The sequence below is a fragment of the Nocardia sp. NPDC059229 genome (assembly GCF_042754165.1).
GTDB lineage: Bacteria > Actinomycetota > Actinomycetes > Mycobacteriales > Mycobacteriaceae > Nocardia.
Window position 1 is genome coordinate 440,651 of sequence record NZ_JBHZAK010000004.1, and the last position, 21,778, is coordinate 462,428.

Sequence of the window (21,778 nt, forward strand, 5' to 3'; positions counted from 1 at the left end):
ACGCGGAACCAGGCTGAGGTCCATGACCACCATCGACCTTCACGAGCTGACCAAGGACTACGGCCCGAAGCGGGTGCTGGACCGGGTCACCTGCGCGGTGCAGCCGGGCCGGGTCACAGGTTTCCTCGGTCCCAATGGCGCGGGCAAGTCCACCACGATGCGGCTCGTGCTCGGCCTGGATCGGCCGACCTCGGGCCGTGCGACAGTGGCCGGTCGCCCGTTCACCGCCGCGCACCGTCCGCAGCGTCTCATCGGCGCACTCCTCGACCCGTTCGCGATGCATTCGGGCCGGACCGCGTTCGCGCACCTGTCGGCACTCGCCGCCGCGGGCGGGATTCCCCGGCGGCGCGTGGACGACGTGCTGGGGGCGGTCGGTCTCGAGACAGTGGCCGGCAAACGGATCAAGATGTTCTCGCTGGGCATGCGTCAGCGGCTCGGGATCGCCGCCGCACTGCTGGGCGACCCGCCGGTCCTGATGCTCGACGAGCCGTCCAACGGGCTCGACCCGGAGGGCATCATCTGGCTCCGCAGCACGCTGCGCGGCCTTGCCGACGAGGGCCGGACGGTGTTCGTCTCCAGCCATCTGATGACCGAAACCGCCTCCTTCGCAGACCATCTCGTGGTGCTGGGTCGTGGCAGGGTCCTCGCCGACTCCGGACTCGACGACTTCATCGATCGCCATGCCCGGCCGCGGGTCCGGATTCGCACCGACTCCCCCGAACCGTTGCGCACCGTGCTGACCGATGCCGGCTTCGATCCGGTCGCCGAGGATTCGGGGCGCTGGTATGTCAACGGTGCGCGGGTCGGCACGGTCGGTCCGCTGCTCGTCCGAGCCGGGGTTCCCGTCCTCGAACTTGCCGACGAGTCGGGAACTTTGGAGCAGGCGTACCTCGCTCTGACGGCGGACTCCGCCGAGTTCGCCTCTGCCAGTTCGGCCCTCGCGACGCCGGAAAAGGTGATGTGACAATGTCTTTCACAGCTGTCCTGCGCTCCGAATTGATCAAGGCCCGATCGCTGCCGGTGCTCAGCGGCCTGGTCGCACTGATGTTCGCAGCCACCGTGGGGTTTTCGCTGACCGGGACCGCCAGTCTCGGCAGGCACGACGCGGGCAAACCGGGTTTCGATGCGCTGCTGATCTCGTTCTACGGCGTCAATTTCGGTCAACTCGCCGCCATCTGCGGCGGAGCCGTCTGCGCGGCAGCACAGTTCAGGAACAACGGAGCGCGCATCTGGTTCGCGGCGGTGCCGCGGCGGGGCCTGGTCTATTCGGCGAACCTTTTGGTGATCGGCGTGAGCACACTACTGGCGGGTCTGCCGACCGCGGCGCTGTGTTTCTTCGTCGGGCAACCCCTGCTGGGGGCACACCGGGTGCGGGTCGATGATCCGGCGGCGTGGCGCGCAATCATCGGCTGCGCACTCTATCTCGCACTGATCGCCCTGTTCGCCGCCGGCCTGGCGACCATGTTCCGAAACGCCATGGCCGCCATGGGAATTCTCGTACCCGTGGTCCTGCTGCTGTCGTTCACCCTCGGCGACGTCACCCACGACGGCGGGCTCGTCCAATTCCTCCCCGACCGGGCGGGCAGGCAGGCACTCGTCCACACCCCCTCGGGAACTCTCGGCCCCTGGACCGGCCTCGCCGTCACCGGCGTCTGGGCGGCCGCCGCGATGTGGGCCGGATGGGAAACCCTGCGCCGCAGAGATTTCTGACTTCGGCAGCGCAACGCCTCGAAAAAGCACGAAACCCGCGCCGATCGGCGCGGGTTAGGTGTTGCGTCGGCTCCTAGATGGCGCGGACGTTCTGCGCCTGCGGACCCTTCTGGCCCTGGCCGATCTCGAACTCGACCCGCTGGCCCTCGTCGAGGGACTTGAAACCGGAGCCGGCAATCTCGGAGTAGTGGACGAAAACGTCGGGACCGCCGCCGTCCTGCGCAATGAACCCGAAGCCCTTTTCGCCGTTAAACCACTTCACACTGCCTTGCGACATTCTTTTTAAATCTCCCTGTTGCGAGCCGAGCGATCACATCAACAACCCGTGCTCGCTACCAGCATGTCACACTCCCGCAAGCCGGTCGGCAACGCCCCGATCAGCGGCGTCCGGCATGTCGTCTGCGACGGCCTCCGCACCCGGCCCGGCAAGCAACATGACAGTGCACTCGACCTGCGGTCTGCGGCGAATTGACATCCCAAAATATATGAAATGCCATAGTTTCAAAGTGATCGACGGAACCATGACCACCAGAATTGGCCGTCGCCACACCGACACCGGCCCGAGCGTGCGAGTCCTATGACGGCCGACACACCGCTTCGGTGTCACGGTCGAGACTCGGCTGGTGTCTCCGAGCATGTCCGATCGATGCGGGTAGCGAAGGAGCGTTGTGATGAAGGCCCTGATCGTGTGCGTTTCGGTGTCGCATGGCAATACGCGGCGAGTGGCGGAGGCCATGGGCGAGGTGCTGAAGGCCACGGTCCTGGAGCCCGCGCAGGTCGAGGTGAGCTCGCTCGGGGAGTACGACCTGGTGGGGTTCGGGTCGGGGATCTTCAACCAGATGTTCCACCCCCGGCTGCGCGGGTTCGTGCGGTCGCTGCCGAAAGCGGAGCGCGGCAGGGCATTCGTGTTCGCCACCAGTGGGTTTCCGCCGCAACTGTGGCCGATGGCACGGCTGGTCCGGCGCGCGGGATTCGACGTGGTCGACACCTTCTCGGTTCGCGCGTTCGACGCCTGGGCACCGCTGCGAGTGGTCGGCGGCGTCAACAAGGGACGGCCGCATGCCGGTGATCTCGAGGCGGCGCGGGTCTTCGCCGCCGGACTGTGAGCACGATAACACTGAAAAAGCGCGCCCGAGTGGCTGCTGGATCCGGAAAGACCCGGGCGCGCAGTGCTTTTCAGCTCACCGCGAAGGAGAAGGTGGGGGCAGCGCTCGCCCCCTTGGTCGCGTCGTAGCTGACCACATAGGAGCCGGTCGCCGGCGCCGGGACCACGAACACGACGACATTGTCCGCCTTGTCGATGGTTTGGTTGCGGCTGAGCAGTTCGTCGATGGGGCCGCGGATATCGGCCACCACGTTCTGGCCGTCCGGCGTCTTGATGCTGAAGTACTCGTAGAAGACGTTCAGTCCGCCCGCGGCGATGCCGGAGCCGCCGACCAGCTTGATGTGCAGGGCGAGATCCATCTTGTTGCGCTCACCCTTGGTGTAGCTGGGTGTCAGTGTGCCGCCGGTGATGTCGACGGTGGTCTGGTCCTGCACCAGTTTGCCCGAGACGTTCAGTGTCCTGGGAGCGACGCTGTCGGCCTTCGCGTCGGTCTTCAGCGGGATCAGGGTCTGATTGTCCGCGGAGGTGCCGTAGACGATCGTGATGGTGTCGAGCAGGTGCTCGGCATTGTCCAGCTTCTTCACCGAGGTGGTGACATCGCCTGCGGCCGAGCCCTTTCCGGGCACGTCCGGATTGTCGAATCCGGCCCCGGGATCGAGTGCGCTGTCGATCTGCACGCCGGGGACGATGCTCAGCGTCTGGTCCTTCGTGGCGGTGTTCTTGTAGGTGATGTCCACCCGCACCGTCGCGCCGCCGAATTCGTCCGGCGTGACGGTGGCCTTGTCGACGGTGATCTCGAAGCCCTCGTACCAACCGATCTTGCCGATAGTGCGCACGGTCGCCTGCGAGTTCGTGCCACCGGGCTTGACGGTGCCACCCGGAGTGGCAGTGTCACCCGGCTGCCCGGCGCCCTGCGCCGCGGCGCTCACCGAGGTCGGCGTGGCCCCGGTGGTGTCCCTGTCATTGCAGGCCGTCATCAGCACCGCGGATGTCGCGATGAGCACCGCGGCCCCCACCGTCGTGAATGCCGAACGCATGTTTCCTCCCCTGAGTCCATCCCCGCCCAGCACCCCGGGCGGGTGATTCGCTCTGAAATCAGGTTCGCGACCGGCCGCGTTAACCGACACACCGACGAGTCCGCACCACGCCGAAAGTTATGCACTGAATTGCATAGTACGTCTCGTCTCAGTTACCCTGGCGGCATGGCCCTCGAACACGCGCTGCTGGTATCGCTGACCGAACGTGCCAGCTCGGGATACGACCTCGCGCGCCGTTTCGACAAATCCATCGGATTCTTCTGGAACGCTACCCACCAGCAGATCTATCGCGTGCTCAAGCGCATGGACGAGCAGGGCTGGGTCATCGCGGAGACCGTGCCCCAGGAGGGCCGCCCGGACAAGAAGGTCTACACCGTCTCCGACGCCGGCCGGGCCGAACTGATCCGCTGGATCGCCGAACCCGCCGATCTGGAACCCATGCGCAACGAACTCGGCGTGAAGCTGCGAGCCGCCTCCCTCGGCGATGTCGGCGCGCTCACCGCCGAGGTGCAGCGCCACCGCGACCAGCACGCGCACCGGCTCGACCTGTACCGCATCTTCGAGAAGAAGGACTACCCCGCGCCGGATCAGCTCACCGGCCCCAAGCTGCACCAGTACCTCGTCCTGCGCGGCGGCATCCGCGTCGAGGAGGGAATCGTCGACTGGTGCGAGGAAGTACTCGACGCCCTGAAGCGCGACTCGGCCCGGTCGCAGGCGTCCGAACCGAAAGGCACTCAGCGATGAGCGCGTACCCGCACCTGTTCGAACCCCTGGACCTGGGATTCACCACGCTGCGCAATCGCGTGGTCATGGGTTCCATGCACACCGGCCTCGAGGATCGGGCCTGGCACACCAACCGGCTGGCCGCCTACTTCGCCGAGCGGGCCAAAGGCGGTGTCGGACTGATCATCACGGGCGGCTACGCCCCCAACCGCACCGGCTGGCTGCTGCCCTTCGGCGCCAAGCTGACCAACAAGACCGAGGCCTACCGGCACCGCGCCATCACCAAGGCGGTGCACGCCGAGGGCGGCAAGATCGCGCTGCAGATCCTGCACGCGGGCCGCTACTCCTACATGCCGACCAGCGTGTCCGCCTCCGCCATCAAGGCCCCCATCAATCCGTTCAAGCCCCGCGCGCTCTCGTCCAAGGGCGTCGAGGAGACCATCGACGATTACGCGCGCTGCGCCTACCTGGCCAAGTTCGCCGGGTACGACGGCGTCGAAATCATGGGTGGTGAAGGCTATTTCATCAACCAGTTCCTGGCCGAGCGCACCAACAAGCGCAAGGACAAGTGGGGCGGCTCGCCGGAGAACCGCCGCCGCATCGCGGGCGAGATCGTGCGCCGGGTGCGCAAGGCGGTCGGACCGGACTTCATCATCGTCTTCCGGCTGTCCATGGCCGACTTCGTGGAGAAGGGCCAGACCTGGGACGAAATCGCCGCCGTCGCACAGGATGTGGAGGCCGCCGGCGCCACCATCATCAATACCGACATCGGCTGGCACGAGGCCCGGGTGCCCACCATCGTCACCTCGGTGCCGCGTGCGGCGTTCGTGGAGTGGACCGCGAAGGTCAAGGACCTCGTCAGCATTCCGGTGTGCGCGTCCAACCGCATCAATATGCCGGAGACCGCCGAGGAGATCCTCACCCGTGGCGACTCCGACCTGGTGTCGCTGGCCCGCCCGCTGCTCGCCGACCCGGACTGGGCGCGCAAGGCCCAGGACGCGCGGGGGGACGAGATCAATACCTGCATCGCCTGCAATCAGGCCTGCCTGGACCACGCCTTCCAGGCCAAAACCGTGTCCTGCCTGCTGAATCCGCGCGCCGGGCACGAGACCGAGCTGAAGCTGCTGCCCACCCGCCGGACCCGGAAGTTCGCCGTCGTGGGCGCGGGCCCGGCCGGACTCTCGGCCGCGGTCAGCCTGGCCCAGCGCGGGCACCACGTGGACCTGTTCGAATCCGACGACAAGATCGGCGGGCAGTTCGACATCGCCCGCCGGATCCCGGGCAAGGAAGAGTTCAACGAGACCCTGCGCTACTACACCAGGCAGCTCGAAATCACCGGTGTGCGCGTGTATCTCGAGACCCGGGCCACCGCCGAGCAGCTCGTCGCGGGCGGTTACGACCAGGTCATCCTGGCCACCGGCGTGAAGCCGCGCATCCCCAATATCCCCGGCATCGACCACCCGAAGGTGCTCACCTATGCCGAGCTGGTGCGCGAGGGCAAGCCGGTGGGCAGGAAGGTGGCGGTCATCGGCGCCGGCGGCATCGGCTTCGACGTGAGTGAATTCCTCACCGTCGAAGGACATCCCAGCCTCAAGCTCGACGAGTGGAAGGAAGAGTGGGGCGTCTCCGACGATCCCACCGTCCCCGGCTTCGTCACCACCCCCAGGCCCTCTCCCGCCGCCCGGGAAGTCGTACTGCTGCAGCGCAAGTCGTCCTCCTTCGGCAAGGGACTGGGCAAGACCACCGGCTGGGTGCACCGGGCCGCGGTCAAGGCCAAGGGCGTCGAGCAGATCGGCGGCGTCAACTACGAGCGCATCGACGACCGCGGCCTGCACATCAGCTTCGGCGAGAAGCGCCAGCGCCCGCAGATCATCGAGTGCGACAACGTGATCCTGTGCGCGGGCCAGGAATCCGTGCGCGACCTGCACGAGCCGCTGCAGAACGCGGGCGTGAAGGTGCACCTCATCGGCGGCGCCGACCTGGCCGCCGAACTCGACGCCAAGCGTGCCATCAACCAGGGCACCCGGCTGGCGGCGGCCCTGTAATGCCGAATCTCACCCGCCTGGGACTGCCCGGAGACGAGCAGTCCTGGGCGGCACTGGGTTTCACCGTCAGCGGCGGCCGAGTGCAGATCGGCCGCGTCGCCTGCACCCTGGGCGAGCCCGCCTGGGGTTTCGACGAAACCCATGCCGCCCCCGAATCACTCGGCATCCCGTACCTGGAATCGACGACGCCCGAAGCTGATTCCATGCCGGTGCATCCGAACGGCGTGACCACCGTCGATCACGTCGTCTACTGGGTGCCCGATCTGGACGACGCCGTCGCCGATCTGACCGCCGTCCTCGGCGTCCCGCCGCGCCGGCGCTTCTTCCCGCGCGGCCCGGAAGGACCTGAAATGGCCTTCTACCGGGTCGGCGAACCGTTCATCGAGGCCGTGTCCTCCGGCCGCGCACCTGCCCTGACCGGCGTCGCCTTCCTGGCCCCCGACCTGGACGCCACCGTCGCCGCCGTCCGCGCCGCGGGCGGCCCGATCGGCGACCCCAAACCCGCCGTCCAGGGCGGCCGCATAGCCAGCGTCTGGCACGGTCACCTGAACTGGGGCATCGCCTTCATGGAGCCCAAACCCCGGAATTGACCGGTCACGGGACAGCATTTCCGGCCGAAATCGAAATGACCTATACACCAACCGATTCAGATGGTCGGGAATGTCGTACCACCCTGCCATGATCGCGGAGCACCTGCTTCAACGATCCCGGGGGAGAAATTCTCTATGCATCTGTCTCGTAAGGCCGCCGCCGGTGCGGTGGCCTCCGCCGCCGCCGCGCTGATGAGCACCGGCATGGGCACGGCGCACGCCGGCTACGACTACTACGGCTCCTTCGCCGTCGCCGACCGAGGCGACCAGTGGGCGATCGGCTACGCCTACAACGCGCCCGACCAGGGCCGCGCCGACGCCGACGCCATGGACCAGTGCGGCTTCTCCAACTGTGCGGTGGCGCTGCGCTGGAACAACGGCTGCGCCGCTCTCGTGGACCGCGACGGCCGGCTGTACACCGGCCTGGGCAACAACCTGGCCGCCGCCGAGCGCAATGCCCTCGCGGCCAGCGGCCCGGACCCGAACCCCCTGATGGTGAGCCTGGGCAGCGCGGATCCCTCCCAGGCCAGCGTCCTCATCTCGAAGTGCACCGCCTGATCTCGAAGTGCACCGCCTGATCCGGGCAGGCACTTCCTGATCCGCCCGCCGGACACGCGCTGAACGGCGTGAACGCGGGCGTGCGGGTGGAGTGGTTCCCCTTTCGTCCACCCCACCCGCACGCCGAGCGCCCCATCCGCGCGAACATCGGTAGGCTCGGGTCCCGTGAGCCTGCCTGTACCCACCGCCGACAATCGTGCCATCGTCACCGGAGCCTCCTCCGGGATCGGCACCGCCCTCGCCGAAGAGCTTGCCTCGCGGGGCTACTCGCTGATCCTCGTCGCCCGCCGCGGCGACCTGCTGGCCGAGCTGGCACAGCGGCTGACCGAGCGGTACGGCATCACCGCCGAGGTGCGCGCGGTGGACCTGTCCGACCGCGATCAGCGCGCGCCGCTGGCCAAGGAGCTGGCCGCGCGGGACATCGCCATCCTCTGCAACAACGCCGGTGTCTCCACGTTCGGCCCGCTGGCCAAGCTGGACCTGGACTACGAGCGCGACATCATGGAACTGAATGCCGTTGCCGTGCACGATCTCACGCTGGCCGTGCTGCCGGGCATGCTGGAGCGCCGGGCGGGCGGCATCCTCGTCACCGGCTCGGCGGCGGGCAATATGCCGATTCCGAACAACACCACCTACTCCGCGAGCAAGGCGTTCGTGAACACCTTCTCCGAGTCGCTACGCGGTGAGCTCAAGGGCACCGGCATCAATGTCACCCTGCTGGCTCCCGGCCCGGTCCGTACCGACAACCCGGACCAGGAGGAGATGGGCAACAAGATCCCGGAGTTCATCTGGGTCACCGCCGCCCACACCGCCAAGATCACCATCGACGCGCTCGCCCGCAACAAGATGCGCGTGGTCCCGGGCCTGATCAGCAAGGGTATGAGCCTGGCCGGGCAGTTCGGCCCGCGCTCGATCACCTCGGTGGTGGCCGGCGCCGCCTACAAGAAGCTCGGCAGCTGATCAGCAAACCGTCAAGATCGGCGGGGCGCTCGTAAAGGGGACGTTGCCGGACATTCCGGACAGCGGAATCGGGCGTAGTCCTGGTGTCGGCCCCGCATGAGAGAAAGCGGGGAGCTCTCACCAGGAGACGTCTTGACGCTGCTCGAGATCTTCCCGTCGCTGCGTGACGGGGGCATGGTCCCCCGGCTCGATCCGGCGGTCTGGCCACGCGAAACCCACTACGACGCCGACGGGCGCATCACCGTCGGCGGCGTGGCGCTGGCCGACATCGCCGATCAATACGGCACGCCGACGTATGTGCTCGACGAGGGCGAGGTGCGCACCCGCTGTCAGGCCTACCGCACTCGGTTCCCCGACGCCGAGATCATCTATGCGGGCAAGGCACTGCTCACCCGCGCGGTGGCCGAATGGATCACCGACGAGGGGCTGTCGCTGGACGTGTGCTCGGCCGGGGAACTGGCGGTGGCACTGTCCAGCTGGGCCGATCCGGAGCGGATCGTGCTGCACGGCAACGGGAAACCCTTCGCCGAGCTGGAGACGGCCGTGAACTGCCGGGTCGGGCGCATCGTGATCGACTCGCTCACCGAGATCACGCTGCTCTCGGCGCTGGCCGAGCGGCCGCAGCGGGTGCTGCTGCGCGTCACCCCCGATATCGACATCGACGGACATCCGGCGGTCCGCACCGGCGTCACCGATCAGAAGTTCGGTTTCCCGATCGGCGGGCGGGCGGTGATGGAGGCGGTGGATCGCATTGTGCGGCAACCGAATCTGACCCTGGCCGGGCTGCACTGCCATATCGGGTCGCAGATCTACAACACCTTCCCCTACGGCGAGGCGGTGCGGCGCATGATCGCCGAAATGGCCCGCATCCGCGACGAATTCGGCGTCACCCTGACCGACCTGGACCTCGGCGGCGGGCACGCGGTGGCCTACCGCAGCGGCGACGCCGAGATGAACCTGGCCGAACTGGCCGACATCATCGAGGATTCGCTGGACGCGGCCTGCGCCCGGCACGGCTTCCCGCGGCCCCGCATCGCCCTCGAACCCGGCCGCGCCATCGTGGCACGGGCGGGCATCACGCTGTACCGCGTGCTGTCGGTGAAACACGTCGAGCACGGCCACACCTATGTGACCGTGGACGGCGGCATGAGCGACAACCCGCGGGTCGCCCTCTACGGCGCGCGCTACGACGCCGTGGTCGCCAACCGGCATCCCACCGGCCCGCACATGACCGCCACCATCGCCGGACGCTACTGCGAGGCGGGCGACATCCTGGCCCGCGACGTCCGGCTGCCGGCCGACCTGCGGCCCGGCGAGGTGCTGGCCATGCCCTGCACCGGGGCGTACCACCACAGCCTGGCCTCGTCCTACAACGGCGTCGGCCGCCCGCCGATCGTCGCGGTCCGCGACGGCGGGTGCCGGGAGCTGGTCCGGCGCGAAACCATCGACGATCTGCTCAGCCGCGATATCGGGCGCTGAGCCGAGCTACCGCTTCCGGGTGCCGAAGATGCTGCGGCTGATCTCGCGCCCGGCGACGGTGGCCGCCGATCGCAGGAAGTTCTTGAAGGCGGGATTCTTGACGATCTTCTCGGCCATCGAATCCTCCTGCGGGGCGGGCCTGGCCGAGCGCGGGCCCTTGGCCGCCGCCTCGTCGGCCTGCCGCTGCGCGGTCGCCTGAATCTTCGCGGTCAGGATCTCGTAGGCCGATTCCGCGTCGATGGTGGTCCCGTACTTGCCGTACAGCGTGGACTGCTGTGCGCGGGAACGGATTCCGTCGTCTCCGATGGTGTCCATGAGCGAGCGTGGCGGCTGCATGCGCGCCCAGGCGACCGGGGTGGGCGCGCCCTTCTCCGAGAGCACCGTCACCACGGCCTCACCGATACCCAGTGAGGTGAGCGCCTTTTCGAGATCGTAGGTGGCGGTCTTGGGATAGGTGCGCACCGTCTTCGACAGCGCCGCTTGATCTTCCGGCGTGAACGCGCGCAGCGCGTGCTGGATGCGCGCACCCAGCTGGGAGAGCACCGGATTCGGGATGTCGGTGGGCAGCTGGGTGCAGAAGAAGACGCCGACGCCCTTGGAGCGGATCAGCTTCACCGTCTGCTCCACCTGGTTCAGGAACGCCTTGGAGGCGTCGTTGAACAGCAGGTGCGCCTCGTCGAAGATGAACACCAGCTTGGGCTTGTCCATATCGCCGACCTCGGGCAGCGTCTGGAACAGGTTGGCCAGCACCCACATCAGGAAGGTCGAGAACATCTGCGGCCGCGCGGCCTGCGCGCCCAGCTCGAACAGGGTGATGACGCCCTGCCCGCCCGCGGTGCGCATGAGATCGGCGGGCTCGAGCTCGGGCTCGCCGAAGAAGGTGTCGCCGCCGTCGGCCTCCAGATTCACCAGTGCGCGCAGGATCACACCCGCGGTCTGCGCGGAGACGCCGCCGATGCCCTTGAGATCTTCCTTACCCTCCGGGCTGGTGAGGTATTGGATGACCGCGCGCAGATCCTTCAGATCCAGCAGCGCCAAGCCGTTCTGGTCCGACCAGTGGAAGATCAGGCCGAGGGTGGATTCCTGGGTTTCGTTGAGCCCCAGCGCCTTACTGAGCAGGATCGGGCCGAACGAGGTGATGGTGGCGCGGATCGGCACGCCGATCCCCCCGGTGCCGAGGGAGACGAACTCACACGGGAAGCCCTGCGGCCTCCAGTCCGGATCGCCGGTCTCCCGGGCGCGGGCCAGCAGCTTGTCGTTCGCCTGCCCCGGCTGCGCCAGACCCGACAGGTCGCCCTTGATATCGGCCAGCACCACCGGCACGCCCGCCGCCGAGAGCTGCTCGGCGATGCCCTGCAAGGTCTTGGTCTTACCGGTACCGGTGGCGCCCGCGACCAGGCCGTGGCGGTTCATGGTCTTCATCGGAATCCGCACCCGCGCATCGGGATGCACGGTGTCGCCGACGATCACGGTGCCCAGCTCCAGCGCCAGGCCCTCCATGGCGTATCCCGCCGCGATCTCCTGTGCGGCGGCCTCGTCCTCGGCGGCCTGATCAGATTCCGCAGCAGCGGTTTTCGTCATGCCGTTGCCCCCCGGAGCCGTCTGCGCGGCCTTGGCCGCCGCCTCTTGATCGGCGGCTTCCTTTTCCGCGGCCTCGGCGGCGGCTGCCGCCTCCGCCGCGATCCGCGCCGCCTCCTCCGCCGCCTTCCGTGCCGCCGCTGCCTTCTCCTGCGGGGTGGTCATCGCGCATCCTCCGTCTGCTCTGCCAACTGCGACTGCCCTGTGAACTACTGCCCTGGGAACTGCCCAACCAACATGCCGACCGCTCGTTATGCGGGACTGGTGTGAACGATACTGCCCGGTCGGGCGGCCGAGCGGGCTCGACGCGGCCGGGCATCCGGGTCGCGGAACGCCGAAGCGTTAGTGTTTGGCGGGTGGACAAGTACGTGGTGTGGATGGACTGCGAGATGACCGGCCTACAGCTCGACAGCGACAAGCTGATCGAGGTGGCCGCACTCGTGACCGACAGTGACCTCAATATCCTCGGCGAGGGCGTGGACATCGTGATCCACGCCGACGACGACGCGCTGGCCGCCATGCCGCCGGTGGTGGCCGAGATGCACGCCCGCTCCGGGCTCACCGAGGAGGTCCGCCGCTCCACCGTCTCTGTCGCCGAGGCCGAGCAGCAGATCCTCGCCTACATCAAGCAGTACGTCCCCACCGCGCGCACGGTCCCGCTGGCCGGCAACTCCATCGCCACCGACCGCGGCTTCATCGCCCGCGACATGCCGGCCCTCGACACCCACCTGCACTACCGCATGATCGACGTCAGCTCCATCAAGGAACTGGCCCGCCGCTGGTACCCGCGCATCTACTTCGGCCAGCCCGAGAAGGGCCTCGCCCACCGCGCCCTCGCCGACATCAAGGAATCCATCCGCGAGCTCGAGTACTACCGCCGCACCGCCTTCGTCGCCCCGCCCGGCCCCTCCACCGCTGAGATCGCCGCCGTCGCCGCCGAACTCTCCACCCCCGGAGCAACCGCTCCCGAGGCTGACTAAACCCCATCTGAACAGCCGATTAGGTACTCGTCGCGGCGACACGTTAATATCTACCGCGCCGGAAGTTACGGCAATGGTGGCTGTAGTTCAGCTGGTAGAGCACCAGGTTGTGATCCTGGGTGTCGCGGGTTCGAGTCCCGTCAGCCACCCCTAAAGGCCCAGGCCGGAGATCTTTCTCCCGCCTGGGCCTGCTGCTTACTTGACGTCTTTCCAACTTGTCACCAACTTCTGAGCGCATTTCTTCCAACTCCTCACGCGACGTAGGCGTTGAGCACGTCACGGTTGTCGGGGACATCACGCGGCTTCTCCACGTAATGCTCGGCGGTCACTCGCGACCCCAGCACATGGTTGAGCTGAAGCCCCGCGGCGTCGATGCCCTTCTCCTCGGCCGTCGCGGTCGCTACCCGCTTTCGGTAGGAGCGCAGAGTGATGTGCGCGTACTCAGTTTCGCGTGCGGCCCGGAACGTCCGGTTGAAGTTGTTCGGGTTCTTGACCTTTCCGTTCCGGTTCACGAAGATCAGGCCATCGCTCGGGTGCCCGGCCTCGTCCCAGCGGCGGCGCAGGATCAGCACCATGTACCAGGGCACGCGCACCCGGTAGGGCTTCTTGCCCACCTTCAGCCGCTCCTGGCGAAAACAGCCCTGCCCCTTCACCGTGACTACCGTCCCTGAGATCGTGAGCCAGACCTCCGGGCAGCTGTCCGGCCCGATGGTCGGCCACTTCGTCGCGTCGAAGTCGATGCCTTCGACCTCGTCCCATTCGAACGCGAACACCTCGTGCGGACGGACACCGCCGGCACCGGCCGTGCAGTCGCACACGTCCAGGATCTCCTGGGAGTCCCGGCGCGGACCGTGCTTGTAGGCGGGCGTGCCGGGGATCTCCTCGCCGCGGCCCCACTTCTCCACCGTCTCGCGCATGGCCTGCAACGTGGTCCACGCCTCGGCCTTGACGGACTTCTTCCTACTGCGCATCGTGCGCTTGGAGACTCCGCTCATGGGATTCGCGCCTGTGAGCGCGCCGTGACGGATGCACAGATCCAGCGTTTCGCGCAGAATCGTGGCCTGCCACCGCGCCTTTCGCTTGTACCCCAGCTTGCTGATCGACTTCAGGTAGTTGTCCACGACGGCCGTGTCGATCTCGCGAATCCGGTAGTTCCCCAGCATGGGCCGGATCTTGATCGCGTCGGGATCCGCGCGCTTGTCGTCGGACTTGTTGATCTGTCGCTCGTATCCGTCGATGGTCTGCGGCACCATGGTCTCGTCGAGCTTCAGTTCCTCCAGCCACATATCCAGCGCGGTGCTGAAGCGCGTATTCGGCGTCAGCAGGCCCTCTTTCGCGGCCTTGGCAGGCGCCTGCCGGACTTCCAGGATGTCCTTGAGCTTCGCCCGCGCCTTGGGTTCGGTTGTGTCCCAGCAGTCCACAGGACGACTGACACCGTCGGTATCCCGATACTTGGTCCAGGCCCGGCACTTCTTCGGCCCGGCCCTGTCCGGATACTTCTTGCTGCTGATCGTGCCCCACTGGCCGATCTTGAGCTCAACGCTCGGCACCGGCTATCTCCTTCACTGTTGCAGTAGCGCCCGCTCCCACTCGTCGTAATCGGCAACCGGGTAGCGAGCGCATCCACCGATATGGATGCATCGCGGCCCCTTCTGCGGCTTCTGCGCCGCCCAGTTCCGAAGGGCCTTCTCCGACAGCTGAAGTCGCTTCGCAACTTGCAGCCGGGTCAGGTGCGCGATTTCGATGGACATGACGAATCTCCTTGTGCGAACGGGCTGAGACAAGAACTTGATAGTTAGCCGGTCAATAACTGGAGTGTTAGCCGGTTTGCGTCCGCTCCCACGCGAAGTAGTCCTCACTGGGATACCGGACTCGCCCGCCCACAAGGCGAATACACTTGGGCCCCTTGCCAACTGATGCCCAGTTGGCAAGCGTCTTCGGAGTCAGCTTCAGCCGGTGCGCCACCTGCGCCCGAGTCAGATATGCCTCCGTAGTGGACATGGTCGAATCTCCTTGCCGACGCCCGAGAGTTCAAGATCACCAGCGTTGCCCAGCGAGAGCCGAGTTGAGCTGGGATCAGATTCGTCTCGCATGCTCGCGCTGGCACAGATCTTCTGGAATACGCGATAGTTCGCGTCATCAGGGCTGCCAACACAGACCCTGGCTATCAGTTCGATGACTGTCCGGTTAATCGGATCGCATCGAGTAGAACCCAGGTTATTCCGCCACTCGAATTCGGGCAATAGCCCAGGCTGATCAGCAACGAATGTTGTAATCGCCTATAGCTATTCGCGAACGGGAAATTGACGACCTACCTGCTGCGGACACGCGGCAATGCGGAGAAAGCCTGAGAGGCCCCCGGGCTCAGACCGAGGGCCTCAAATCAGGCTGAGCCGCAGCCGGGCAGAGGGTGTGCGGTGCGTCCTCCCTGCTGTGTGCCGCACTCGACGTCAACGACCGACAGCGGTTCGACATCGATGATTTCGGTGATGAATCCGGCCGCCTCGAGTTCGTCGAGATCCTGCTGAGCGACCGCGCGGAGATCGTCGGCGGTGATCGACGGCCCGACCCATCCGTCCTTGGCGACCGGCGCCCACGAGCCGTCCTCGTATTGCAGCCAGGCGCGGGGCTGCTCGCCATTCAGGCCGGCCAATACTCCTCGAATGGACATCGCGTGCCCCTAGCTCGGCCGCGGCGTCCGAGCCGTCGTGCTGCCGGGCGACACCGTGATCACCGTCGCCACTGCGAGCAGATCGGTCGGTATGTCATGGCCGTCGAAATGCGAAGTGCTGGGCACGATTACGGCGTCGACACCCAATCGGTCGATCGCGACGCGCAGACGATGTGCCCGGTTCTCGGTCTGCTCACTGAACACGATCGTTTTGCGCAGGTCGTAGCCAGTCAGGTTGGCGGCGCGGCGAATCTGAAGTTCGTCGTGCGGCTGGTTCAGTCCGGAGATGTCGCTGCGCAGGAATCCGATGGCGGAGGGCAGCAGGCCCATCGTCACCACCCCGACTGAGTGGGACGTAGGTCCGCGGCGGCTCGGCGGCGAGTCTTGTCTGGATGTCGGCGACCGTGAGCCGAGGAACCGTGTGCCAATGCGCGTCGGCGATTCGACCGATGAGGATCGCGACGAACAGCAGTAGCGAAGCGAGGGTTATCGCGAGGATGATGTCCATGTCGGGTGTTCTCCTGGTCCCTGGAACGGTTCTGGAGTGCACCCGACGCCAGGGGGCCGACCTGGAATCGGGTGCGATTTCACCCTCCCGCCGCCTTCGCTCCGAATGAAGTGGACGGCGGTGCACGCCGGTATACGCTCGGTACACGCATCTCCCGCCGGGGTGAGGAAATGGGTATGCAAGAGGCATGGACGGGTGCCGACGCGACAGCGCTGCGAAAGGCGCTGAGGCTGTCTCAGCGCGAGTTCGCGGAGAAGACCGACATCTCCCTCAGCGTGGTCAAGAAGTGGGCAAGCCGCGGCGAAACAGTCACGCTGCCACCCGAGTTCGCCGAGATGATGAACACGCATCTCGAATGGCTCCGGACCATCGAAGGTGAGCGTTTCGACACGGGCCTTTCGGAACGAACTGGGTTGCGGCGGGCGGCCGTCGTCAGGGTGCTCGGCTACGAGTCGAACACGTTTCCCGACCACGAGCTATTCATGACGATCGCTCAAGATCTCGTTGATGAGCCCTATCTCGCTGCATGGTCAGCGATCTGGCAAACGGCTCACGATTCACCTAATCGAGATATTCACCCTCCGGTTTGACCGGAGATAGCAGCAACCAGTCGCTGCTAGGCAGCGTTCTATACCTACCATCGAACCCAGGGTGTCCGGCACATGTTCGGTGCCTTGGACCTGCGGACCGGGCAGTTGTACTACCGGATCCGAGACCGGAAACGATGGACCGAATTCTTGGCCTTCCTGAAATCCCTACGGGCCCGATGGCCCGGCCAGAAAGTGTATCTGGTCTGCGACAACTACTCGGTCCACAAACGCGCCGAAGTCCGCGCGTGGTGCGCGGGCAACGCCGTCGAGCTGGTATTCCTGCCCACGTATTCGTCATGGCTCAACCGGATCGAGTGCGAGTTCGCCGCACTGCGCTACTTCGCTCTCAACGGCACCGACCACCGCAGCCGCGGTGAGCAAGACGACGCGATCGGCACCTACGTCCGCTGGCGCAACCAACACGCCGGACCCGTCCGCGACTTCGCCGTCGGATCCAAGATCCGGCACCCGGATTACCTACCCAACGTTGCTTGACGGGGCACTAGCTTCATCCTGCATCGATCCCCGTGTCCCGGGGATAAACCGCGTCGGTCAGCGGTGCTATCGTGCGGGAGCAGTCAGACCCGACACACAAAGCCACACAAGGGACCGGACCAAGCATGGCTTGCTACTCAGTCGTCATCATCCCTGTACCGGCGCATGGCGAGGCCGAACCTCCGGACCTGGCTCGACTGACGGTCCATGTTGACGACTCTCCACCAGCACCTCGAGTCACCCAGGTCTCCCTCAATGCCCCGTTCGCATCCGGCCTCACTCCGCAGAGCGTCCCAAGCATTGACATCCCAGCAATCGTCTCCGCGCTAGCCGCTAGGTTCCTGCCGCAGCTTGCAGATTCCACCAAGCCCGCTGAGTTTGAACGAAGTCCAACTCAACTGGCGCTAGACGGACCGACGTCGGCAAGTTCCGACACCACCCTCGCACCGGCACCGCACTCCGAGAACAACACCGGGAGCGCCACCGCAACAGGTAGAGCGTACCGCCGAATGCCCCCGAGCAGCGAGTTACGCGACCTGCACCAGCAGTTGGGAACGGTAACCGCAGTCGCAAGTCACTACGGTGTGCCACGCCATACCGCACAGGGATGGATCGGCCGCCTGCGGAAACTAGATGAATCTCCAGAGCTACCCCCCTCTGATGCTAGCTAGCCCGCCCGCGATTGGACCAGTCGAGATGGCAGACACCTACACAATCACTATCGCAAACAAATTCACAAACTCGCCCCGCATCGTGGCAACAGTCGAGATCGATCAGGGCGACGCTCGCCTGATCGAAGTTCGAACAGACGCCAGCGACGGAGCACGCATCCCTAGCGCGATTGCATCTATTGACTTTTCCCTCTTGATTGAAACTGCAACCATGCTATCTGGCCTTCAATCGCTACCCGAACCATCGGCTGAACCCCGGATCGACAACACAGTTACGAAGCCTGAGCCTGAGCCTGAGAAGAAAGAGTCCCCCCAAGAAAACGGTCGGTACGTTAAGACAACTCAACAATCGAGAAAATCGTACTCCGCACAAGAATCGCTGCCACCGCATGCCCAAACACCAAAGGCCAGTGCTCCCGATGATTTTGGAGTGACATACTGGAGACTCGGCAGCATCGCGAAGGTGGCGCGACATTACGGCGTCCCCCACCATATCGCCCAGGACTGGATCAGATCTCTGCAACAGCAAGGGAAGCTCGCTAATCCGTGGCCTTCAAAGAATTCACGCCCACTAAGACCGCGATAATGTATTTCATCGAGTCAAACATGAAATAACCTATATCGACAACATTACGATTATTTGCCTAAGTATCGAGTTGGATGTTCGGCTCCACACTCACGCCCGGCCGGCCGCGGCAAGTTGCACTCCGAACGAAGCTCGGGAAGCGGCCGCGGCCAGCCGACTACAGAACAACACAAGCGTCAGCTATACACAACACTACTTACTCCGTGCGCGACACCGGTCGATTCCTTTAGGTCACGCCGAAAGATTAATTGAAAATGAGCAATGTGCCGCATTGCGCAGCACATCTAGCAGCAGTTCAGTTTCGATCATCGATTCCACTCCCAAATCCTGTCAAGAACGTCACTATTTCAGAAACTTCCCCGGCTATAATTAAGCTGATGCTGCAGCCACTGAGTGAGCCCTGCCAGGAAGAGCGAACGCGGGGATGACGGCTAGTACAGTAAAAGCAAGACACCACCAGAATGCATTTTGGAATGCGGCCTGCTGCCCAATCGAGCCGCTACCGTGATGCGCGACGAGTTGCGTTTGCAGGATCACTGCCAGCGCCGCGGTCCCAAATGAACCACCGAGTTGCTGCATGATCCGCGTAGCGCTACTGGCATGCGGTATCTCAGTGCGAGTCAGTCCCCCATAGGCACTCGACATAATAGGAATCGCCAAGGCGCCGAGCCCGGCCCCGCGGATAACGAGAGACAGACTGAGCAAATATTCGTTGGTATTCACACCAGCCTGCGTATAGATAAACGTGCCTATTGTAGCCAGTACAAATCCTCCCAGAACTACCGGCCTTGCGCCGAGACGATCCGATAGCTTTCCGGTCCTGCCCCTAACCAGCAAGCTCCCAACACCCTGTGGGGCAAGAAGAAGGCCAGCGGCGAGTGCACTTTGGCCACGCTCTTGCTGATAGTAGAGAGGCAAGAGCAGCATAGTTCCTTGCAGGACGAACCCATATAAGAACAACATGCTGGTCGAAGCCGAGAAGGGCCGAGACCGGAAAAGACGCAGATCAATCAAAGCGGCATTATTAGTCTTTAGAGCATGAAAGACAAACGCGGCCAGAAGGACGAGGCCAGCTCCTACAGGTATCAGTACGGACTTCGCACCAAACCCTCCATGCACGCCGACTTGCGACAGACCAAAGATTATCGCGGCTAGTGCGGGCGGCAACAATACAAGACCTTTGACGTCAAGTCTCCGAAGATCTTTCTGCTCGCCACTAGTATCGAGAACACGTGCAGCCAACACCAAGCCGGCTACACAGAATGGGATATTCACCCAGAAGATCCAGCGCCACACTAAAAAGTTTGTTATCAGCCCGCCGACGACGGGGCCAAAGATCGGACCAGCAACTGCGACAATGCTAGTCAATGCCATTACTTGCCCCATTGGGCGCCCGCCGGCGTTCCTGACCAAGATGGTCTGCATGGTAGGCAACATTAAGCCTCCGCCACAGCCCTGCAAGATGCGGAAAGCGATCAAGCATCCAATATTCGGAGCTACACCCGCCAGAATTGAAGCAAGCAGGAAGACGCCCAGCGCAAAGATCCACGTTCGTTTGTCACCGAAACGGTCAATCGCCCAACCACTTATTGGCATGATCATGGCCATCGCCAGTACATAGCCCGTCAGAGTCCATTGGGTCGCCAGAATCGTTGTATGCAGACTACTGGAGATGGTGTGCAAAGCAACGTTCACGATTGTAGTGTCGAAAGTCACCGGCACAACCCCGACCAGCAACACCGTCGCAAGTCTTCTGAATGCCGGGTCTAGTCGTTCGGCCGATTTTGCAGTTGTCAAGTCATCCCTTCCAGGAAGGTGCTTATTTTCTCTAACCTTGACGATACGTGCCACCAGCATGCAAAGACAATGCCTGAATGACTCTATCGGCGCATCAGTCTGACCAGCTAGCCGTGGTCATGGGTTCTACACCTACAGGCGTAGAACCCATGACAGCTATGAGCCTCGGAGTAATCGCTGATACACGAGCGGATTCTGGCCAAAACCCCGCTGTCTTGGCCAGAATCCAGCTGCGGTTAGATAGTGATAGCGCGTATCCAGCTCTCGACCAGCATTGCCGTACTGTCGACTTCCTCCTCAAGCAGCGAGAAGTGCCCGGTCTCCGTTTGCTCGACCTGCTGCGTCGGGAACCACGGTTCTGCGAGCCAAGGGATTTTGGACTCGCCATCGTTATTGAAGAAGTACGGCTCGTTGCATTTGACGAATAGCTCAGGAATACCGGTTTGCGGGCGCTCGATATCATGCAGCATAGAGCACCAATGAACCATCGCAGTAAGCTTCGTGGTATCGAATCTTCCGAGGATTCCCTCCCGATCAATCAAGGCCAACATTAGCTGATCCATTGGAACTCCCCAACCGATTGTAGCCGGCCGGAAACTATCCAGCATGATCAGCCCGTTAGCCGTTCTCCCCACTGTCTGATTCAGATAATGCGTGGCAGCGTGTGCATAGTTGCCTCCAGATGAGTGTCCGAGAATAACGAACGGACCGTCGCCAGCAGCCTTCAAGATGCTGTCTGCGACCATTTCTACTGCGATTTCTGGAGTCGCGGGCAAACTTTCGCCCACGCGAAACCCTGGCAATGAGACCGCAGAAACAGATCGTTTACCGCGAAATCTGGCCGCGAGGCGCGCATACTGATGCGCACCGCCAGTCGCGGTCGGCGCAACTACGCATACAATTCTCGCAATCCCGTCCCGGTCGCCATCAGCAAGCCGGACCGGCCCGGGCAGGCGCGAGCCATCCAACGTATCAAATTTCGGCCGCAATGCAGTTGCGGCATCTAGCAGTTTCAACCCTTCTTCGATGCGACCATTCTTCACCGCTTGATGGAATATTTCACTGAAGGTATCGGATGCAGCATTTCCATTGGTGCGATTAGGTTCAGATTGTTCAATTTTAGCCAGCTCGGAAAGGAGATGCGTAGCCAGATCCGCCGGGCTTTCGCTGTCCAAGATGACCATCGGGGTTATCCGCAGGCCGAGGGACGCATGAAGTTTGTTCGCCAACTCGAGCACACTAAGCGATTCAAATCCTTGCTCGAGGAATTGACGATCCGGTTGAATCGCTTCGGCAGTCGCATGCCCCAGTACCGCCGCAGCATTTCGACGCACAATTTCCAACAGCGCGTCAAACTTCTCATCATCGCCGAGTGCGGCAATGCGTTCCCGTAGCTGCGAAGTCGATTCTGGGCTACCGGTAGCTGGGCGGTTCGGGGCTAGGTTGCGGAGAGCTGGTGGGGTCACGCTGAGGGCTGAGATACCTTGTAGCGCCGTCCTATCGATCCGAATTGGCACTGAGCAAGAAATTCCCAGTGCGACCGAAGCGTCGAAGAGTGCAAGAGCCTGCTCGGTAGACATCGCCCGTAGTCCCAGTTTGGCCATGCGGGCGATGTCGGTGTCGTGCAGGTGCCCGGTCATGCCGCTGGATTGGGCCCACAGACCCCAGGCCAGTGACAATGCCGGCAGTCCGAGA

General features: G+C 64.2%; 22 protein-coding genes and 1 tRNA gene. 13 read left to right on the forward strand and 10 right to left on the reverse strand.

From position 1 onward, the window contains the following. Nucleotides 1-22 precede the first annotated feature (22 nt). Together ACFXHE_RS13345 and ACFXHE_RS13350 are read left to right on the forward strand one after the other, a co-directional pair. Nucleotides 23-964, forward strand: coding sequence for an ABC transporter ATP-binding protein (locus ACFXHE_RS13345; protein WP_379382772.1), 942 nt, complete (start codon nt 23-25; stop codon nt 962-964). Between the two features lie 2 nt (nt 965-966). After that, nucleotides 967-1,710 carry a hypothetical protein gene (locus tag ACFXHE_RS13350; protein ID WP_379382774.1) on the forward strand — a complete coding sequence of 248 codons (744 nt, stop codon included), beginning with the start codon at nt 967-969 and terminating at the stop codon, nt 1,708-1,710. A gap of 73 nt (nt 1,711-1,783) precedes the next feature. Here the strand turns inward: ACFXHE_RS13350 and ACFXHE_RS13355 are convergent, their stop codons facing one another. Next, complete coding sequence (locus ACFXHE_RS13355) at nt 1,784-1,987, reverse strand: cold-shock protein (protein ID WP_040813159.1); 204 nt, start codon at nt 1,985-1,987, stop codon at nt 1,784-1,786. Between the two features lie 394 nt (nt 1,988-2,381). On the opposite strand from ACFXHE_RS13355, the gene ACFXHE_RS13360 reads away from it, so the two are divergent. Then, complete coding sequence (locus ACFXHE_RS13360) at nt 2,382-2,816, forward strand: flavodoxin family protein (protein ID WP_379382776.1); 435 nt, start codon at nt 2,382-2,384, stop codon at nt 2,814-2,816. A 70-nt stretch (nt 2,817-2,886) separates the two neighbouring features. Here ACFXHE_RS13360 and ACFXHE_RS13365 read toward each other — a convergent pair whose 3' ends face one another. Next, on the reverse strand, nt 2,887-3,852 hold the full coding sequence (locus tag ACFXHE_RS13365) for a hypothetical protein (protein ID WP_379382778.1): 966 nt from the start codon (nt 3,850-3,852) through the stop codon (nt 2,887-2,889). Between the two features lie 165 nt (nt 3,853-4,017). On the opposite strand from ACFXHE_RS13365, the gene ACFXHE_RS13370 reads away from it, so the two are divergent. The 6 genes from ACFXHE_RS13370 to lysA all read left to right on the forward strand — a co-directional run bounded on the left by ACFXHE_RS13370 (nt 4,018) and on the right by lysA (nt 10,207). Further along, complete coding sequence (locus tag ACFXHE_RS13370) at nt 4,018-4,596, forward strand: PadR family transcriptional regulator (RefSeq protein ID WP_379382780.1); 579 nt, start codon at nt 4,018-4,020, stop codon at nt 4,594-4,596. Then, a complete protein-coding gene (locus tag ACFXHE_RS13375; protein ID WP_379382782.1) occupies nt 4,593-6,620 on the forward strand; it encodes an FAD-dependent oxidoreductase in 2,028 nt (675 codons plus the stop codon). Before ACFXHE_RS13370 ends, ACFXHE_RS13375 begins: the two co-directional genes overlap by 4 nt. Continuing rightward, a complete protein-coding gene (locus tag ACFXHE_RS13380; RefSeq protein WP_379382784.1) occupies nt 6,620-7,210 on the forward strand; it encodes a VOC family protein in 591 nt (196 codons plus the stop codon). The genes ACFXHE_RS13375 and ACFXHE_RS13380 overlap by 1 nt, the downstream gene beginning before the upstream one ends. A 135-nt stretch (nt 7,211-7,345) precedes the next feature. After that, entirely contained in the window at nt 7,346-7,768 is a 423-nt protein-coding gene (locus tag ACFXHE_RS13385; protein WP_379382786.1) for a DUF4189 domain-containing protein, read from the forward strand. Between the two features lie 165 nt (nt 7,769-7,933). Further along, on the forward strand, nt 7,934-8,728 hold the full coding sequence (gene cmrA, locus ACFXHE_RS13390) for a mycolate reductase (protein ID WP_379382788.1): 795 nt from the start codon (nt 7,934-7,936) through the stop codon (nt 8,726-8,728). A gap of 132 nt (nt 8,729-8,860) precedes the next feature. Further along, entirely contained in the window at nt 8,861-10,207 is a 1,347-nt protein-coding gene (gene lysA, locus ACFXHE_RS13395; protein WP_379382790.1) for a diaminopimelate decarboxylase, read from the forward strand. Nucleotides 10,208-10,213: 6 nt separating this feature from the next. Here the strand turns inward: lysA and ACFXHE_RS13400 are convergent, their stop codons facing one another. After that, nucleotides 10,214-11,950, reverse strand: a complete 1,737-nt coding sequence (locus ACFXHE_RS13400; protein ID WP_379382791.1) for a helicase HerA-like domain-containing protein — start codon at nt 11,948-11,950, stop codon at nt 10,214-10,216. A gap of 191 nt (nt 11,951-12,141) precedes the next feature. Between ACFXHE_RS13400 and orn the strand changes: the two genes are divergently transcribed. Next, entirely contained in the window at nt 12,142-12,765 is a 624-nt protein-coding gene (orn, locus tag ACFXHE_RS13405; protein ID WP_379382793.1) for an oligoribonuclease, read from the forward strand. Nucleotides 12,766-12,841: 76 nt separating this feature from the next. After that, nucleotides 12,842-12,914 (forward strand) — tRNA-His (locus ACFXHE_RS13410). 102 nt (nt 12,915-13,016) lie between these two features. Here the strand turns inward: ACFXHE_RS13410 and ACFXHE_RS13415 are convergent. From ACFXHE_RS13415 to ACFXHE_RS13435, 5 genes are all read right to left on the reverse strand, one after another. Beyond that, nucleotides 13,017-14,315 (reverse strand): hypothetical protein, encoded by a 1,299-nt coding sequence (locus tag ACFXHE_RS13415; RefSeq protein ID WP_379382795.1) that lies wholly within the window; start codon nt 14,313-14,315, stop codon nt 13,017-13,019. 12 nt (nt 14,316-14,327) lie between these two features. Beyond that, complete coding sequence (locus ACFXHE_RS13420; RefSeq protein ID WP_379382797.1) at nt 14,328-14,516, reverse strand: hypothetical protein; 189 nt, start codon at nt 14,514-14,516, stop codon at nt 14,328-14,330. A 67-nt stretch (nt 14,517-14,583) separates the two neighbouring features. Further along, nucleotides 14,584-14,766, reverse strand: coding sequence for a helix-turn-helix transcriptional regulator (locus tag ACFXHE_RS13425; protein WP_379382798.1), 183 nt, complete (start codon nt 14,764-14,766; stop codon nt 14,584-14,586). A gap of 382 nt (nt 14,767-15,148) precedes the next feature. After that, the gene (locus ACFXHE_RS13430; RefSeq protein WP_379382800.1) at nt 15,149-15,436 is read right to left on the reverse strand and encodes a hypothetical protein; all 288 of its coding nucleotides are present in this window, start codon (nt 15,434-15,436) and stop codon (nt 15,149-15,151) included. A 9-nt stretch (nt 15,437-15,445) separates the two neighbouring features. Next, nucleotides 15,446-15,766: a hypothetical protein gene (locus ACFXHE_RS13435; protein WP_379382802.1), complete on the reverse strand. Its 321-nt coding sequence runs from the start codon at nt 15,764-15,766 to the stop codon at nt 15,446-15,448. A gap of 354 nt (nt 15,767-16,120) precedes the next feature. On the opposite strand from ACFXHE_RS13435, the gene ACFXHE_RS13440 reads away from it, so the two are divergent. Beyond that, on the forward strand, nt 16,121-16,534 hold the full coding sequence (locus ACFXHE_RS13440) for a helix-turn-helix domain-containing protein (RefSeq protein ID WP_379382804.1): 414 nt from the start codon (nt 16,121-16,123) through the stop codon (nt 16,532-16,534). A gap of 72 nt (nt 16,535-16,606) precedes the next feature. Beyond that, nucleotides 16,607-17,029, forward strand: coding sequence for a transposase (locus ACFXHE_RS13445; protein WP_379382805.1), 423 nt, complete (start codon nt 16,607-16,609; stop codon nt 17,027-17,029). 1,626 nt (nt 17,030-18,655) lie between these two features. Here the strand turns inward: ACFXHE_RS13445 and ACFXHE_RS13450 are convergent. Beyond that, nucleotides 18,656-20,143 (reverse strand): MDR family MFS transporter, encoded by a 1,488-nt coding sequence (locus ACFXHE_RS13450; protein ID WP_379382807.1) that lies wholly within the window; start codon nt 20,141-20,143, stop codon nt 18,656-18,658. 176 nt (nt 20,144-20,319) lie between these two features. Next, nucleotides 20,320-21,778 (reverse strand): alpha/beta fold hydrolase (locus ACFXHE_RS13455; RefSeq protein ID WP_379382809.1); only part of this gene is annotated, 1,459 nt, incomplete at its 5' end.